Genomic DNA, 17,159 nt, shown 5'->3' on the forward strand with positions numbered 1-17,159 from the left:
GGGGCTCGCTCCTACGTTGTAAGGGTGCCTGTGGTGATCGCGAGCAGGGCTCGCTCCTACGGTGTTCAGCAGTGATGTCATTGTTCAGGCTCCAAAGTGCCAGTCCGGCGGCTGCCGGCAGATCTGTTCAAACTGTGCCGCCTGCATGGGGCGGGCGAACCAGAATCCCTGGGCCAGCTCGCATCCCAGCTCCAGAAGGGTCCGCGCCTGATCGGGCGCCTCGATGCCTTCCGCCACCACGGCGCATCCGAAATTATGGGCCATGGCGATGACGGTGCGAACCAGGTTCTGGTCCTGCTGGTGTTCGCCCATGGCGTTGATGAAGGTGCGGTCGATCTTGAGCGTGCTCACCGGCAGGTCCTTGAGGTAGGCCAGGGAGGAGTAGCCGGTGCCGAAATCATCAATGGCAACGCTCACCCCGGCATCGGCCAGCTGCTTCAGCTGCCGGCGGGCCTGCTCCATATCCTCCATCAGGCCGGACTCGGTGACCTCGACTTCCAGGCAGTGGCTGGGCAGGCCGTGTTCCGTCAGCAGTGCCAGGATCTCCTCGGCCAGGTCCGGGCGCGTCAGCTGGCGCGCCGCCACATTCACCGCCATACGGCAGTGGCCACCGGTGAGGCCGGCCCGGTACCACTGAGCGGTCTGGCGGATGGTCTCCTCCAGCACCCAGCGCCCCAGGGTCAGGATCTCACCACTGCCTTCGGCCAGGGGGATGAAATCGCCGGGCGAGACCTGACCCAGGCGCGGATTGTACCAGCGCAGCAGGGTCTCGGCACCGGCGAGGGCGCCCGTGGCGAGATTGATCTTGGGCTGGAACATCAGTGACAGTTCATGGTTGCTGACCGCATTGCGCAGCTCGTGCTCAATCTCGCCGCGTCGGCGCAGGCTCTGTTCCAGGCTGGCATCAAACTGGCGGATAGCGGTGCCATCGTGCCGCGGCAGTGCCAGGGCCGCGTAGCGCACGAGCTGCTCGGCGTCGTTGCCGTCCCGGTCGCTGCGGCTCATGCCGATGCGCAGGCCTGTGTTGAGGCGCAGGTCACCGATCTGGAAAGTGCGGGTCAGCTCCTCAACCACGGCGACCAGGTCCTGTTCAAGTTGCCGCCCTGTTCCGTGTTCCCGGCGGAAGCAGACAAACTCGGCGTTGCCCCAGCACCCCACCTCCGCTTCTTCCAGCTTGCGGTTAAGCAGGCGCGCGACCAACCGCAGCAGCTGCTCCATGGCGGGGTAGCCGTGCAGGTGAGCGATCTCCTCCAGGTCGCTCAGGGCGATGAAGGCCACCGCCAGTGTGTCACCCTGCTCCAGATGCTCCGCCATACCGGCGAGGATGGCGCGCCGGTTGGGCATCCCGGTGATCGGCTCCTGGAGCGCCAGTCGTTCCAGCTCACGGGTCCGCTCCGCCACCATCTGTTCCAGCGTGCGCGCCTCGGAGACCCGCTCGAGATACTGGGAATGGCTGCTCAGGCTGTTGTGGATGCGCTGCAGTGCCTCGCGCTGGTCAAAGGGCTTGGTCAGGAAATCCCGGGCGCCGGCCCCCAGGGCCCGGTCCCGGGTCTCCTCATCGGTCTGTGCGGTCAGCACGATCACTGGTGGGCACTGGTCCTCCCAGCGTTCCACCAGGCGCCGCAGCAGCTTGTGGCCGTCCGGCTCGGGCATGCGGATGTCGAGCAGGATCAGCTGCGGCAGTGCCCGCTCACACCGGGGCTCAACCTGTTTCGGGTCCGAGAGGCCAATGAGGTTGCTGTAACCGGCATCCTCCAGCATCTCGCAGAGCAGTTCCACGTTCGCCGGGTTGTCGTCGACGACCATGATGGTCGCATCGGCGTGTGGGGTCTGGGTCTCCCCGATGGGGTTATTCCGGGTCATTGCGGATCCACTCGTCCAGGTGTTCAAACAGGTAGTTCATGTCCACCGGCTTGGTCAGGTAATCCACGAAACCGGACTCCATGCCACGGCGGATGTCTTCCCGCATGGCGTTGGCCGAAACCGCTACCACGGGGATGGGGCGGGTGACGGGATCGTCCCGCAGTTCGCCCAGGGCGCTTTCCCCGTCCATGCCGGGCAGGTTGAGGTCCATGAAGACCAGGTCCGGCAGCTGGGAGCGGACCATGTCCAGGCCCAGTTCCGCGCTGTGCACACAGACCAGCTCCAGCTCAGTGTACTCCTCGAAGGCCTCCTGCATCAGGCGCTGGTTGGCCGGGTTGTCCTCAACATAGAGGATGCGTCGCCGGCCGCTCTGGTTCTCGGGCCGGGCTGCTGCTGCTGTGGCTTCCTCCGGGTCCGTCGCGTCTGTGGCCGGTGTTTCCGCAAGCGCCAGATGCACCCGGAAGTCGGAGCCCACGCCGGGTTCGCTGACACAGTCGATCCAGCCGCCCATGGCCTCGACCAGGCGGCGGGTGAGCGCGAGCCCGATGCCGGTGCCCTCGATGCTGTGATCCGCGCCGAGCCGGTCAAAGGGGTTGAACAGCTGCTCGAGTTTGCCGGTGTCGATGCCCATGCCGGTGTCCTCACAGTGCAGCACCGCCCAGTCCCCCTCAAGGGTCCAGAACAGCCGCAGCTGACCTTCGGGGCGGTTGTACTTGATAGCGTTGGAGATCAGGTTGAGCAGCACCTGCTTGAGGCGGGTGAAATCCGCATGCACCCGCGGCCACTGGCTGGGCTGCCCGTGCAGGTGGGCTTCGATGCCGTGGGTTTCCGCCATACCGGCGATGGTGTCCAGTGCCTCCCGGGCTGTTTCGCCACTGCACAGCGCTTCCATGGAAAGCTGGATGCGCCCGGATTCCACGCGCGCCAGGTCCAGGATCTCGTTGATCAATTCCAGCAGGTGCTGGCCGCTGCGCTGGATCTGGCCCACCTGGCGCTGCTGGCGTTCGTCCAGGTGGGAACGCTGGCTGTTCTCCAGAAGCTGGGCGAAGCCGAGGATGGAGTTCAGCGGCGTGCGCAGTTCATGGCTCATGGCTGAGAGGAAGTGGCTCTTGGCCCTGCTGGCTTTCTCGGCCTGGTCACGGGCCTGTGCCAGTTCCCGGGTGAAACGGTCACGCTCCTCGAAGTGGCGGCTCAGGTTGATCAGCAGGGCACAGGTGGCGGTGAACGGCTCCAGCCATTCCAGCACGGCGTCGTCGTAGTCGTATGCCCCGTTGGCGATCGCGAACATGCCGATGACTTCGCCGTTGTGGCGGATGGGCACGCCCATGTAACTGTACAGCGGCGGGTGGCCCTCGGGCAGCCCGGCGCCCCGCTTGTCCTGCATGGGGGCGCTGGAGATGATGGTCTCGCCGTGGGCAAAGACCTTGCCCAGCAGGCTGTCCGGGGTGCTGAGTGTCATGTCGCCGGCGCGCAGCTGCTCCATGAGTTCCCGGGATTCCGGGCTCCAGGACAGGTCCGTGATGGCATGGATCTTGAGCGCAGGTGTGTCCTGCTCGTTGGTGATCACCTCACCGATCAGGCCGTAGTCGCTGCCGGTCAGCTCCCTGAGCGCATCCAGGAGAAAGGTCCAGAGCCGGTCGCCGGACATCAGGGCCTCGTAGTCGGTCAGCCCCCGGTGCAATACCTGAAGCAGCTGGCTCTGGCGGTCCCGTTCGCGTTCACGTTCACGCAGTGCCTCGTTCATCTGCAGGTATTCGGTCACATCGTGCGCCACGCTCACAATGCCGTGGATGGCATCATTGGCGTCGAACAGGGGCGCCTTGCTGATGCGGAAACAGCGGCCGTCGGAGTTGTTGAATGTCAGCGCCTCCGGGCGCCCCGTGGCGAGGAGCCGTTCATTGGCCGCCTCGGCCTCCTCAAGGATTTCCTGCGGGTAGAGATCGCGGGCGGTCAGGCCTTCAACCTGATTCTGGCCCAGCTCCCGTGCCAGGATCCCGCTGGCTTTATTCGCCAGCAGATAGGTCCCTTCCCGATTCTTCACATAGATCGGGTCCTGGCTCGCATCGATGATCGAGCGCAGAAAGGCCCGCTCCCGGCGGGATTCCGCTTCGGCTTCACGGATGTCGCTGAGATCCGTGAGCACCACCATGAACTCGCTGCTGCTGTCGTCCGCCAGCGAGACCCGGTTCAGTGTGGCCTGGACCGGCACGCCGCCTCCGTTCCGGGTCAGGGCGCCGGTCTCCCGGGTGATCTGCGGCTGGTCCGCGTGATCAAGGTGGAACTCCGGTAGGACCCGCTGCAGGGAGAGGTTCTGGAGACTGGCTCCGGTATGACCGAGCAGTGACAGGGCAAAAGGATTGGCGTCCTGGATCAGGCCCTCACTGTTGACGCGGATGATGCCCACGGAAGCGCCGGCGATCAGGGCCCCGTAGCGGGCATTGGAGACCAGCGCCTGGTAGTGCTCCTTTTCCTGCTCCCGTCGCGCCAGCTGGAAGCGCAGCAGCTCTTCCGCCTGCTGGGCCAGGCGCGTCAGTGTCCACTGGTCGGATTCGGAAAGGCTGTGCGGGGCAACATCCAGGATGCACAGGCTGCCCACGATGGCGTCGCCTTCAGGGCGCAGTGGAATGCCGGCGTAGAACCGGATGCCCGGCTCGCCGCGGACCAAAGGCTTGTCCCGGAAGCGGGGCTCGAGAGAGGCGTCCTCACAGATCAGGGGCGCGTTGTCGGCAATCAGCTCAGTGCAGAAGCTCTCCTCACGGGGACTGTCCGTGAGGGGATCCGCTCCCGAGCAGGATTTGACCCACTGGCGCTCGGCTCCGACCAGGGTGATCAGGGCGAGGCGTGTGCCGAAGAGGTGTCGGGCCAGTTCCGTCAGCCGGTCATAGGCCGTTTCCGGGGCCGTGCCCATCAGGCCAAGCCGGTCAATGGCGGCCAGCCGACTGTTCTCATCGGGATACGGCGTAGCCATGGCTCCCCACCTCTGACGCGGATGCTGTGTTCATCATTATGGCTGTCTGTCTGCTTGCGCTGAATTTTTGTTCAATCTTTTACATTCGTGGCCGTTTCGGCCAATTCCTCCCCTACCACACCTTGATAACGTCAGATCAGGGCAAAGTGCCACGTGATCCGTTGTTGTAAGGAGGCCGGGTGCAGCGGGGTCTGACATTGATCGAGCTCATAGTGACCATGGCTCTCATGGCGCTGATTCTGGGTATGGCCATTCCGGTCAGCCGCAGCATCATGGCGTCCAGCGAGCTGACGGCCACCACAAACGCCATGGTGGGGGTACTGAACGAAGCCCGTGTCCAGGGCATACGTCGCAACCGCACCGTCTGGATCTCTCCCGGAGTGGGTGAAAACGGCACCACGGCGTGGCAGAACGGGATCCATGCCACTGTCGGCGCTCCGGAGGAGTTTCTGGAACAGACAGTGTTCCTCAGGGCGGTCAGCACCATCGATGGCCGACTGGAGGTCAGTGTTGACGGCGCCGATGCCACCCAGGACGCCTTTGGTTTCAGCCCGGAAGGGTACCTGCTCAATGCGGATCGAGTGGACTTTGTGCTGTGCAACAGCATCACGCCCTCGGACAGCCGGCGAGTGCGGATCAACCTGGGTGGCCAGATCGAGACCACGACCATCGAGCGCGGGGAGTGTGACGGGGCATGAGACACCAGCGTGGCCTGACCCTTCTGGAGGTGCTGATCTCCGTTCTGCTGCTCTCGCTTGGGATCCTGGGGGTGGCCGGGCTCCAGCTGCACGCGCTGCGTTCGTCCACGGAGGCGGACCTGCGTACCCAGGCGCGACTGCACGTGCGCGACATGATTGAGCGGATCCGCATGACCCCGGAGGATCGTGAAGCGTTTGAGGTTACCGGGAACAGCTGCGCGGCGGACAGCTTACCGGGTGGCAGCGGTTTCGTGGCGAATGAGGTCAACAACTGGTGCCGCGCCGTCGCGAACGGGCTGCCCGGCGGGCGTGGCCTGATCAGTGTGGATGGCACCGATATCCGGGTGCAGGTGAGCTGGCTGGAGCGCGCGGCCCCGGATTCCCAGGATTTCAGCCAGGATGAGCGCGAGCGTACTGAGTACGGACTGGATGCAACCGCACGGGAGAACGGCTGATGCCCGGGCAGGCCGGCAGCATGAAGGCGCAGGGCGGCATGACCCTGGTGGAGGTCATGATCGCCATGGTTCTGGGACTGTTGGTGCTGATGGCGATCGTCCAGATCTTTGTCGGCCAGCGCCAGACGTTCGCGCTGGCCGAGGCTACCAACCAGGTCCAGGAAACCGGTCGGATCGCCGTGGAGTTTCTGTCCCGGGCGGGGCGTAACACTGATTACTGGGGGTGTCTCCAGGATGCCTCCGGACTGGAGAGCAACCTCAATGCGGGCAACGGCCAGTCCGTGGCTTTTGACTTCAGCCGCGGGCTCGGCGTCTACAGCGGCCCCATGGACGATATGGATGACCTCAACCCCGTGGCGGATTCGCATGTGCTGGTTTTCCGTGGCGCGAAGGGCGGCGATTCCGCCCGGGTGGATGCGACGGCCAGCAACAGTGGCGGCCTGAGGAGTGATTCCGGGCGCGACCTGACGCGTTACTTCAAGCCCGGGGATCTGATGGTGGTCGCAGACTGCGGGGGTGGCGAGATCTTCCAGGCGACATCCGTGCAGCAGCACCAGGTCCGCCACCAGCCGAGTGCCAATGTGACCCCGGGTAACAGAAACAACCAGCTGCAGACCGACCCGGGCGCCGGCGCCCGGATGATGGGCGTCAGCACCCAGCGTTTCTTCGTTGCTGAGCAGGGTGAGGGCCGTTACTCACTGATGATCCAGGAGATCACCGGAACCACGACCGGTGGTGGTCCGGGCGGCGGTGGTAGCACCACGGCTGAGCTCGGCCCGCCGCGCGAGGTGGTTTCCGGGGTGCGTGCCATGCGCGTACGGCTGGGCCTGGATACGGACGGTGATGACGCGGTTGATGCCTGGGAGGCGCCCCCTGCGCAGGGCGGCGATGAATCCGTTCTCGATGAGGCCATCGGGCTGCGCATCAGCCTTCTGGTGCGCTCGCCGGGCGGGGAAGTGACCGAGGAGCCGCAGTCCTTCTGCTTCCCGGCATGGCGGGACTGCACCGACAGCGGCGAAGGCCTGGTCAGTGCGCAGGACCGCCACCTCTACCGGGTGTACTCGACGTCGATGACCATCCGCAACCGGCTGACGGAGTGAGGTATGCAGGCGAGCAGCGGAATGCAGCAACAGCAGGGCGCCACACTGATCATGACCCTGCTGGTGTTGCTGGTGGTGTCGCTGCTGGCGATCAGCAGTGCCGAAAGGGCCACCCTGCAGGATCGTATGGTGGGCAGCCAGCGGGATGCGGATATCGCTTTTGAGATGGCCGAGGAGGCCCTCAATGAGGCGGAAACCCTGCTCGAGACCGGCCAGGTGACGCCCGCGGATTTCAGCGCCCAGGGCCCCTTCTACAGCCAGGGTGAGGCCCCGGACCCCTTCGAGCATGCCACCTGGGAACCCGGCGGCGGCAGCCGCGAGGCCACGGCAACCCATAACCGCTGGGTGCAGGAGTACAGCGACGCCACCATTCCCCGGTTCATCATCGAACGCATCGGGCGGATCGGCGACGGCGGCGAGGGCAGCGTTATGGTCGGTGGCCGACAGCAGCTGGCCGCCGGCGGGCAGATGGAAGGCTATCGGATCATCGTGCGCTCACGGGGTGCCACGGGACACAGTGACCGGATCCTTGAAGGCTATTTCGCGGCGGATCTGAGGTGAGCCGGTGGCATCGAACACAAGAAGAACAATGGGCAGGAGCAGGCAATCATGGCGGTAACCGCAGTACGGGACAGGATCCTGACGTATCTGCTCGGAGTCAGTCTGCTGGTTCCGGTGGTGGCAGCGGGGGCGGAAAACAGTGGCTTTGCCCAGTCACCGCTGTTCCTGAATGAGCCGGCGGCGGACAGCATGGCGTTTGTGCTGGACGATTCCGCCAGCGCGGATTTTGAGCTGCAGGTTCCCGGCACCCGGCAGGGGGCCCTGGAGAGGGATGGCTTCAGCCGCTGGCTGGGGGAGCTTCTGGACGGCAGCGATGTGAATCTGTTCGAGTCGATCGCCCAGCCGCTGCTCCGCGATATCCGCTATGGGTACCTGTTCGAGCCGGGCCTGGCCGACACCTACGACGGCCGCCGCATCAATCCGGAATACCACGTCGTGCCCCCACTGGCGAAGTTCGGGTTCCTGCGCTCCGCAGCCTGGAACCCCCAGTTCTACAACCCCGGGGTGGATTACGAGCCCTGGCCCTACCCGGTTCCGGACGGAATGCACACAATGCCTCCGGCCAGCACCAGCGACCCGAAGCTGGACCCGCTGTATGGGCAGCGGATGAGCGAGATGCGCTCGGACAGCGGTTTCGCCAACTGGCTCAGGGATGGCGCTGATTTCCTCAGTGATGTGGAGTGCTTCCTGACCTCCTGGTTCACCGACTGTGAGGCGAACCGGCCCATGCTCGATGTGCAGTACCGGCCCTTCACGGTATCCGGTGAGCTGCGTGATGCGGTCAAGGGCGTACTGGACTCGGCGGGCACCTCGATCAAGGAGAGCACGCTGGGCCTCAGTCCCGGCTCGACATTCCTTGACCGGAGCGCCTGTGCGATTGATGAATTCCGCAATGACTTCGGCACCGTTGTGGGCGAAGAGACCCTGTTCAACCAGAACAGCGTCTGTATGCCGCATGTGCAGGCGAGTTACTACGTGCCCCAGAAGACCGGCTCCTACCGCTGGGAGGGCGACCTTTTCGGTGTTCTCGGAGAAGGGGAGTGCGGCAGCCGGCAAAGTGATGACTTTGTTGAGTTCATCGAGAACTTTGACCAGGAGGCACTGCGGTTCGAGGACGCGCAGGGTAACCAGTTCCCCGGAGCCCTGGCTCCTGACGGCACCTGCCTGCGGCGGGTGAACCTGAGCGATCCGGATGCCGTCCGGGACCTTGTGCAGGAACGCTACGGCCGCACCTACGAGGAAGAACTCCAGAACTTCGCCAACTGGTTCACCTACCACCGGCGCCGCCACCAGTCCCTGAGGGCGGCACTGGGGGAGACAGCGGTGCGGGTGGATAACCTGCGTGGGATGCCGGTGCTCACCAACAGCGCCTCCGGGGACCTGCCCCTTTACGACCTGCAGGACCGTTCCGGGAACGGCGGGCTGGACCGGTTCCTGGCGCAGATCTACACGGGTTATAACGGCGCTACGGATGAGCGGACAGCGCCCCTGCGCAGCACCCTCAATCACGTCGGGGAGCAGTTTGAGCGCAGCGACGACAATGCCCCTGTGACCGCCTCCTGCCAGCAGAACATCGCGGGCCTGTATTCGGACGGCTACAGCACCGATGGCACAGTCAGTGCCGTGGGCAATGCCGATGGCGGCGCTGGTGGGCCCTTTTCCGACGGGGCCAGGGGAACCCTGGCCGACGTTGCCTGGAACTATTACGACGAGCTTGAGGTCCCCGGCCTGGAAAACGGCAATGTGCCGGTTCCGGATGCCTGCAGTGAGCGTAACCCAGCGGGCTGGCTGGACTGCAACCGCGACCTCCACCTCAACACCTTCGGGGTGACCACCGGCCACCAGGGCGCCAATGTCTGGGGCTGGCCGATGCCCGGCACGGACGATGGCTATGAGCGGCGCAGGGATGCGCACCAACAGCCACCCCAGTGGTGGCCGGTCTCCACGGATCGCCCGGGAGATAACCCCGGCAGCGCCGCCCAGCGGGATGATCTCTATCACGCTGCGACCAATGGTTTCGGGGAACTGTTCAGTGCGGATGATGCCGTGAACGCAGCCTCTTCGCTCAACAATGCCCTCAACCGCCCCAGCACCCTCAACGCCTGGGAGTCCGCCGCAACGCCCGAGGCGGTTGAGATCTCGCAGCGCGAAGGGCTGGTCTACAGCGCCTCCTTCAATCCCCGTGACTGGGAAGGTCGACTGACCGCCCGGCGCGCGGATCTCACCGCGACGGACAGTGACGACCCGCAGGACCAGGTCCTGGGGGAGGTCCTGTGGGATGCGGGCACGGTCCTGGATGAGCGCAATCTCCAGAGCAACCCGCGTACCATCCTCACGGCCGGTGCCGACGGGGAACCCGTGGCGTTTGAGCCGGACAACCTTGATCAGCTGCCCGATGAGGCCCGGGCCGATCTGAGCGCTGGCGGCGACCGTGCCACCGCCGAGGATCGCATTGCGTACCTGGCGGGCCGGCGCAACCTTGAGGGGGAACGGTTCCGCGAGCGCGGCGGCCGTCTGGGCGATATTGTCCACTCGAATCCGGTCCATGTGGGGCGGCCCGCCATGGGGTGGCCGGACGAGGCCCCCTACGGCACGGAAGATGACCGCTACTCGGATTACCTGGCCGCCCAGAGGGACCGGGAGCGCACCATCTACGCGGGTGCCAATGACGGCATGCTGCACGCCTTTGACGGCACCCCGGATGACTCCGGCGGTGGCGAGCGCTTTGCCTATATCCCGTCCTTCGCCTTTGATGACGCGGAAAGCCGCGGCTTCAGCTACCTCACGTCACCGCAATACCAGCACCGCTACAGCGTGGATCTGGCGCCGGCGGTCTCCGATGCCCACATCCAGACGGATCCGGATGCCGGCCCTGAATGGCACTCGGTGCTGGTGGGCGGCATGCGCACCGGTGGCCGGGGCCTGTTCGCACTGGATGTCACGGATCCCGATGTGGCCAGCTCCGACTCGCCCGAGGACCTGCTCCTGTGGGAGTTCCAGCATCAGGACCTGGGGACCCTGAACAAGCCCGTGAACATCGTGCTCATGCCCTGGGATGACGGCCACGAGTGGGTGGCCGTGTTCGGCAACGGCTACAACGCGCCCAGTGGCCGTTCCGGCGTCTTCATGCTGCGGCTGGAGGGCGGCCTGGACGGCGAATGGAGCCGGGGCACGGATTACCGCTTCATCGAGACCGGCGGCGATGGGCTGCCGGGCGTGACCTCGGACGTGACGCCAGTGGATACCGATCGCGACCGGGTTCCGGACCGGCTCTATGCCAGCGACCGCGAGGGCCGTATCTGGGTCCTGGTGGAGAACAGTGGCAGCTGGGTCGCGAAAGACGAGCCCCTGTTCCGCACTCCGGGAGGCCAGCCGATCACCACCGGCGTGACGGTGACCGGCAACCGCTTTGTGCCGGACGAGGACAGCAATGCCCCGAACCTGCTGGTGTTCTTCGGCACCGGCCAGTACCTGAGCACCGGTGACCTGAGCGACACCACCACCCAGTCCTTCTACGGGGTCTGGGACCATGGCGGGACAGGGATCAACGCGGATCAGCTGCAGGTGCAGGATCTGACCGAATCCGTGGCCGGGCAGACCCGCACCCGCAGCCTCAGCGGCGATGAAGTGGCCTGGGGCCGGAATCCCACGGATGACCACGGCTGGTACTTTGATTTCGATACCCGCATCGGTGAACGGGTGGTGGAGCGGCCAAGGCTGCGCAACGGTCAGCTGCGGTTCAATACCACCATACCGGAGACGGATCCCTGTTCCGCCGGTGGCAGCAGCTTCCGCATGTTCGTGGACCTGGACGGCTCCAACCCGGACGAGCCGAACGTGGACGATGACAATGACGGGGAGCTGGAGGATGAGCCCAGCGCGGGTACCGAGCATGATGACGGCCTGCTCAGCGGTGGCAGTGGCCTGCTGGACGTGCAGGTGGACAATGCCACGGATGAGGAAAAGGATGAGGAGACCCGGATCACCCGGACCAGCGAACCCGCCATCCGGCGTGGCCGGCTGGGCTGGCAGGAGCTGGTGCGCCCGCGCTGAGCCTCAGCCGTAGCCCCAGAGCAGGGCCAGGTTCAGTGACGGCAGCATGTCCGGCACCAGGGTGGTGCGGACGCGGTAGTCCTCCACGCTGGTGTCGCGCCGCAGTGGTCCCAGGTAGCGCTTGCCCTGGGCATTGAACACCGCCTGGGCAATGGGCGAGCGCGGGGTGCGGCGCCGGTGGGTGACCAGCCCCGTCTCACCATTGGCCAGCTGCACCAGCACGCCCGGCGGGTAGGGTGTGAGCTGCCGGAAAACCGCCTCATAGACCATCTGGTGGGGGTCCTCCGCCATGGACTCCAGGATTTCATCCATGGCGTGATCCGCCCGGTAGCGGTTGCGGTAGGCGCGCTTGGTGATCATGGCGGTATAGCGCTCCGCCAGGGACAGCACCTTGGCCTCCACCAGCAGCTCACTGCCGCTCAGTCCCTTGGGGTAGCCCCCGCCGTCAAAGCGCTCATGGTGCTGCTCCACGATCGTCAGCAGCACCTCCTGGTTGATGCCGGCCTTGCGCAGGGCACTGGCGCTGAGTTCCGGGTGTTTCTCGATCACCCGGCGCTGCTCGTCGGTCAGCTTCCGGTTGGAGTTGTTGAGCTTATCCAGGTACGGCAGCAGGGTGATGTTCGCGGTCAGCGCGGCCTGAAGCAGCAGCAGGGTCCGGGTGTCGTCCAGTTCGAAGTGGTAGGCCGCCAGCCAGCAGATGATGGCGTAGAACAGGGTCTGCTCATAGGCCGTGGGTTCCACCGCATAGACGTGCACCAGGCCGATGCAGGCGTCCGCGTCCTGCTGGCACAGGCTCTGGATGCGCCGGGCCAGGTGTTCCAGGCGCTCACTGGCGCGGGCATCCGCGTTCATGATCCGCTCCAGGGCCTGCTCCAGTTCGTACAGCAGGATCGAATACTCCGCGAAGGGGCTGAAGCGCGGCGTGGCATCGTCCTTCTGGCGCTTCTCCGCCTGACGCTGGGGCGGCTCGTACATGCCCCGCTCATAGAGCCGCTCAAGCTGCCATTCGTTCTGGATGACATACCCCTGGGCCACCAGCAGGTTGCCGGTTTCGTCATAGACTGGCCAGGGCAGTGGCTTACCCACGGTCAGCAGCCCCGGAGCGAGCCGTACCAGATCGGACATCGAATACCTCGTCGGAATACGTCAGGTGTGACAATAAAGCACAGAGGCAATAAAGCACAGACCGACGCCGGATTTTATGCCTCACAGGTTGGCCGGGTTCTCAGTCTCAGCCAGGCCCGGATCCGGCGTGACAGGGCATCCACCCCGATGTTGAGCAGGGCCGTGATCAGGATCAGCACCATGGCCCGGTCAAAACGGATCTCCTGGATGGCGCCCTCCACGTAGAAGCCCAGTGTGGTGATGCCGAGAATGCCCAGGATGGCCGTTTCGCGCATGATGATCTCCCAGCGGTAGAACAGGAACGCCAGGAAGGGGGGATAGACCCTGGGGACCAGCTCCCAGGCATAGCGGTTGAAGCCGATGGGCGCGCCCTTGCGCAGGGGCACCTCATCGCTCATGCGGCCCACCAGATGGCCGATGATGCCACCGTTGTGCAGGGCCAGCGCCACAACTGCGGGCAGCATGGAGGGGCCCCAGAGCTGGAGCAGGAGATAGGCCAGCATGTACTCCGGTGTGGAACGGGCAATGACCAGCAGCACATGGCCGCTGGTACGCCGTACCGGCCCGGTGAAATGCGTGGAAATCAGCGGGAAAGCCAGCAGTGCCAGAACGCCCGTGGCCACCAGTGCCATCTGGGTCAGCAGCAGGGTGTTCCAGATGCCGGGCAGGGCCTGGTTGGCCAGTATCTCCGTGAGCCAGGGCTGGAGCCCCTCCCAGCCTTCACCCTCGCGCAGGGGGCGGGGCACGATGTCCTGGGTCACGAAGCGGGTCACGTTGCCCCAGATGATGGGCAGCCCCTCCCCCAGGAAGAACGGGGCAGCCAGCAGGTAGACGGGCACCAGCCGCGGCCGGAGCCAGAGCCGCATGGTGGCGATCAGCACATAGAACACCAGCAGCAGCGCGCCCACCTGGGAGTAATACCCCTGGGAGAACGCCGCCTCCAGGTGGAAGCCCAGTGTGGGCAGCCCAATGAAGCCGAGTATGGCGGATGAGCGCAGGCCACACTCCAGGCGGTAGGCGGTGTAGGTGCGCAGGTGTGGCCAGGCCTCGGGCACCTGGGTGAAGAAATAGCGCAGCAGGCGGCGGGTGTTCTTCGGAGCCGCCCTCGCCGGCAATGGGTCCGCCTCATCGATGATCTCCGAATAGACCTTGGCGAAGATCCCGGCAAAGGGAATGGCGATGGCCAGAACCCCGGACAGCGGGTGGATCCCAAAGCACTGCAGGAAGATCAGCGCCCAGAAGATCTCATGGATCGAGCGGATGAAGGCGCAGAACGCCCGCACCAGACGGGAGGAGAAAAGGGTGGTCAGCAGGAAGCCGATCACCGCGCCCAGCGCGACCCCGGTAAAGGCGTAGGCCAGGGTGCGTGTGAACGCGGTGAACAGCTCGTTCGTGGCCGTGAGATCCGGTGTGACCAGCCCGTACAGCAGCCGCTGCAGCTCCTGCCAGGGGTTGAGCGTGGTGATCGCCAGGTCCGAGAACGGCAGGCAGGCCAGGGCCACGCCGATGAATGCCAGGGTTGTGAGGCCGGTGCGGGATCGAAGCATGTCAGTAGAGCGGCTGCAGGTCGGCGGCTGTCAGTCGGGCGCTGGGTTCATCCAGGGCGATGTGGCCGTCCTGTATACCGATGATCCGGTCGGAGAAGGCCAGGGCCAGCTCCACATCGTGCAGAGCGATCACCGACGTGGGGTAAGCCTCTGTCAGGGCCGCCATGACGCGCCGTGCCAGCGGGCCGTCCAGCGCGGAGACCGGCTCGTCCGCCAGCAGCAGGCTGCCCTGCTGGTAAAGCGCCCGTGCCACCGCCACGCGCTGGCGCTGGCCACCGGACAGTTCACCGGCGGGTTCGCGCAGCTTATCCCCGAGCCCGAGCCTATCCAGGATACCCTGAACCTCGCCCCTGGGCTTTTTCAGGGGGAACAGCAGGTTGCAGAGGCTGTAGAGGGTGGTGTGGCGGTCCAGCTGCCCCATGTAGACGTTGTGGAATACCGACAGCGTATCCACCAGCCCAAGGTCCTGGGGCATGTAGGCCGTGCCGGATTCCGCCTCGTCGTAGAGCAGGCTGAGCAGTGTGGACTTGCCGGCACCGCTGCGGCCAACCAGCGCTACACGCTCCCCGGATGCCAGGCTGAGTGAGAGCGGGCCGAGAACCCGCTCTCCTCCATAGCTGGCGGAAAGGTCATTGACGGCCAGTATCGCCATCAGTCGAGCAGACCCGTTTCCCTGCCAACCCGCTTGATGGTCGCGTAATCGTCGTTGCTGGCGGGGATGAACGAGGAGCGCGGGAAGCTTTCCAGCAGCTCCGGATCCTCCATGTTCAGCAGCGCCTGCTGGACCCGGTCGCTGAAGCCATCGCCGAAACGTTCATCGACGTCACCCCGGATGGTCCACTGGTAATCCGGATAGGTGGGCGATTTCCAGATCACCTGGACGTCGTCGGTATCAATCTCACCGTTCTCGACCATTTCTTCCCAGACGCTGTAGTTCAGCGCGCCCACCAGGTAGGAGCCGGATTCCACCAGGCGTGCGGTGCGGGTATGGTTACCGCTGAAGCCGACGCGACTGAAGACCTCTCCCGGCGCCTGGTTGAAGCGTTCGCGGATATAGTGCTCCGGCATCAGGCGCCCGGAGGTGGAACCGCGTGAACCGAAGGTCAGGGTCTTGCCCTTCACCGCTTCCGGGAGCTTGCCGTCGGAGGGTTCAATGCCGGTGCTTTCATGGGCGATGAAATAGCTGCGGAACTCCTGGTCTTCCGCCCCCTGGGCGATGGCCTTCGAGCCCGGCACTGCTTCGCGGGCACGCACGCCGGAAAGGCCGCCGAACCATGCCAGCTGCACCTGGTTGTTGCGGAAGGTGGTTACTGAGGCCGCGTAGGATTTGACCGGGACGAACTGCACCGGTACGTCCAGCTCCGACTCCAGATAGTTCGCGACTTTGGAAAAACGTTCTTCCAGGCTGGTTTCGTCCTGGTCCGGGATGGCGGTGAAGTACAGTGTCGGCGCCGCCATGGCCGGCGTTGCCATAATCAGGGCCGTAAGCAGGCCGGTTATCCATCGCATTGTTCTGTCTCCTTGATTACTGTCGTGTCGAAGGTAACGTAAGGTTCTACGTGTGGCGCGATACCAGCGTTCATCGGCGCCCCCACTAATCTGTAGGAGCGGCCATGGCCGCGATCCCGTTACCCAGAGCCACAAGCCCCGGCACGGGCTCGCGCTCGCGGCCATGGCCGCTCCTACAGCAGGAGGTCGAGTATCTTGCACATCACGCTGATCACCCCCGCCCCGCGCGGTTCCCGCGCGGGCAACCGGGCCACCGCCGAACGCTGGGCCCGCCTGCTGCGGGCCTCCGGGCACCGGACGCGCATTATAACGGAATACGACGCCGAACCCACGGACCTGCTGGTGGCTCTCCACGCCTGGCGCAGCAGTGAGTCGGTGCGCCAATACCGGGCGCATACCCCCTCGGGGCCCCTGATTGTGGCGCTCACCGGCACGGATATCTACCGCTTCCAGCAGACACACCCGGAGGCCACCCGTTACAGCATGGCCGAGGCGGATGCCCTGATCGGGCTGCATGAGCGGGTTGCGGATGACATCCCGAGAGAATTCCATAATCGTCTCCATACCATCTTTCAATCGGCGGAACCACTGCCCAGCCGCAGGGCTCCGGTACAGTCCCGGTTCGACGTGGTGGTTATCGGCCACCTGCGTGACGAGAAGGACTCCCTGCGCACCGCCTGGGCCGCCCGCCAGCTGCCGCAGGAGTCGCGGCTCAACGTGATCCAGCTCGGCCGGGCTCATGATGACGAGTGGCAGGCCCTGGCGGAGCAGGAAGCCCGGGAGAATCCGCGCTTCGACTGGAAGGGGGAGCTGCCCCGCTGGCAGGTGCGCCGGCACATGGCGAAGGCGCGGCTGATGGTGATCAGTTCGGTGATGGAAGGCGGTGCCAATGTGGTCTCCGAGGCCTGCGTGGCCGGCCTGCCGGTGATCGCCTCGGATATTCCCGGCAACGTGGGGCTGCTCGGCGGGGACTATCCCGGGACCTATCCAGTGGAGGACACCACCGCGCTGCGCGAGCAGCTTCTGCGCGCCGAAAACGAGCCGGAATTCCTGGCGGCTCTGCAGGGCCGCGTTGAGGCCCGGGCGCCCCTGTTCCGGCCGGAAGCCGAACAGGCTGCCCTGGAACGGGTGGTCAATGCGGTCATGGACCAATACGGTAAAGAGAATCAAACGTAACCGCCTGGGTGATGCAACATACCCCTGTAGGAGCGCCCCTCGCGCGCGATAGTCTGCGCGATCCGGGGCGCGATCGCGAGCAGGGCTCGCTCCTACAACACAAC

12 protein-coding genes are annotated in these 17,159 nt (G+C 65.2%); 6 read left to right on the forward strand and 6 right to left on the reverse strand.

The window, feature by feature from the left end:
• Positions 1-84 precede the first annotated feature (84 nt).
• Positions 85-1,863, reverse strand: coding sequence for an EAL domain-containing response regulator (locus tag GLW01_RS00345; RefSeq protein WP_160897713.1), 1,779 nt, complete (start codon positions 1,861-1,863; stop codon positions 85-87).
• Positions 1,850-4,831 (reverse strand): hybrid sensor histidine kinase/response regulator, encoded by a 2,982-nt coding sequence (locus GLW01_RS00350; protein ID WP_160897714.1) that lies wholly within the window; start codon positions 4,829-4,831, stop codon positions 1,850-1,852. The genes GLW01_RS00345 and GLW01_RS00350 overlap by 14 nt, the downstream gene beginning before the upstream one ends.
• A 179-nt stretch (positions 4,832-5,010) precedes the next feature.
• On the opposite strand from GLW01_RS00350, the gene GLW01_RS00355 reads away from it, so the two are divergent.
• From GLW01_RS00355 to GLW01_RS00375, 5 genes are read left to right on the forward strand one after another with little or no spacing between them, the layout of a single operon-like run.
• Positions 5,011-5,529, forward strand: coding sequence for a GspH/FimT family pseudopilin (locus GLW01_RS00355; protein ID WP_151441217.1), 519 nt, complete (start codon positions 5,011-5,013; stop codon positions 5,527-5,529).
• Positions 5,526-5,984, forward strand: a complete 459-nt coding sequence (gene pilV, locus GLW01_RS00360) for a type IV pilus modification protein PilV (RefSeq protein ID WP_151441218.1) — start codon at positions 5,526-5,528, stop codon at positions 5,982-5,984. The genes GLW01_RS00355 and pilV overlap by 4 nt, the downstream gene beginning before the upstream one ends.
• Complete coding sequence (locus tag GLW01_RS00365; protein ID WP_160898099.1) at positions 5,984-7,084, forward strand: PilW family protein; 1,101 nt, start codon at positions 5,984-5,986, stop codon at positions 7,082-7,084. The genes pilV and GLW01_RS00365 overlap by 1 nt, the downstream gene beginning before the upstream one ends.
• 3 nt (positions 7,085-7,087) lie before the next feature.
• The gene (locus tag GLW01_RS00370) at positions 7,088-7,645 is read left to right on the forward strand and encodes a pilus assembly PilX family protein (RefSeq protein WP_160897715.1); all 558 of its coding nucleotides are present in this window, start codon (positions 7,088-7,090) and stop codon (positions 7,643-7,645) included.
• 48 nt (positions 7,646-7,693) lie between these two features.
• Entirely contained in the window at positions 7,694-11,698 is a 4,005-nt protein-coding gene (locus GLW01_RS00375; RefSeq protein WP_160897716.1) for a pilus assembly protein, read from the forward strand.
• A 3-nt stretch (positions 11,699-11,701) separates the two neighbouring features.
• Here the strand turns inward: GLW01_RS00375 and GLW01_RS00380 are convergent, their stop codons facing one another.
• The 4 genes from GLW01_RS00380 to GLW01_RS00395 form a co-directional block, all read right to left on the reverse strand.
• Positions 11,702-12,823: an HD-GYP domain-containing protein gene (locus tag GLW01_RS00380; RefSeq protein ID WP_151441221.1), complete on the reverse strand. Its 1,122-nt coding sequence runs from the start codon at positions 12,821-12,823 to the stop codon at positions 11,702-11,704.
• 74 nt (positions 12,824-12,897) lie between these two features.
• Positions 12,898-14,370 carry a PhnE/PtxC family ABC transporter permease gene (locus tag GLW01_RS00385; RefSeq protein WP_160897717.1) on the reverse strand — a complete coding sequence of 491 codons (1,473 nt, stop codon included), beginning with the start codon at positions 14,368-14,370 and terminating at the stop codon, positions 12,898-12,900.
• A gap of 1 nt (position 14,371) precedes the next feature.
• Positions 14,372-15,022, reverse strand: coding sequence for a phosphonate ABC transporter ATP-binding protein (locus GLW01_RS00390; protein ID WP_160897718.1), 651 nt, complete (start codon positions 15,020-15,022; stop codon positions 14,372-14,374).
• Entirely contained in the window at positions 15,022-15,879 is an 858-nt protein-coding gene (locus GLW01_RS00395) for a putative selenate ABC transporter substrate-binding protein (RefSeq protein WP_160897719.1), read from the reverse strand. The genes GLW01_RS00390 and GLW01_RS00395 overlap by 1 nt, the downstream gene beginning before the upstream one ends.
• Positions 15,880-16,074: 195 nt before the next feature.
• Between GLW01_RS00395 and senB the strand changes: the two genes are divergently transcribed.
• Positions 16,075-17,055 carry a selenoneine biosynthesis selenosugar synthase SenB gene (gene senB / locus GLW01_RS00400; protein ID WP_160897721.1) on the forward strand — a complete coding sequence of 327 codons (981 nt, stop codon included), beginning with the start codon at positions 16,075-16,077 and terminating at the stop codon, positions 17,053-17,055.
• Positions 17,056-17,159: the final 104 nt, after the last annotated feature.

The sequence above is a fragment of the Vreelandella halophila genome (assembly GCF_009856365.1).
Classification (GTDB): Bacteria; Pseudomonadota; Gammaproteobacteria; order Pseudomonadales; family Oleiphilaceae; genus Halospina; species Halospina utahensis_B.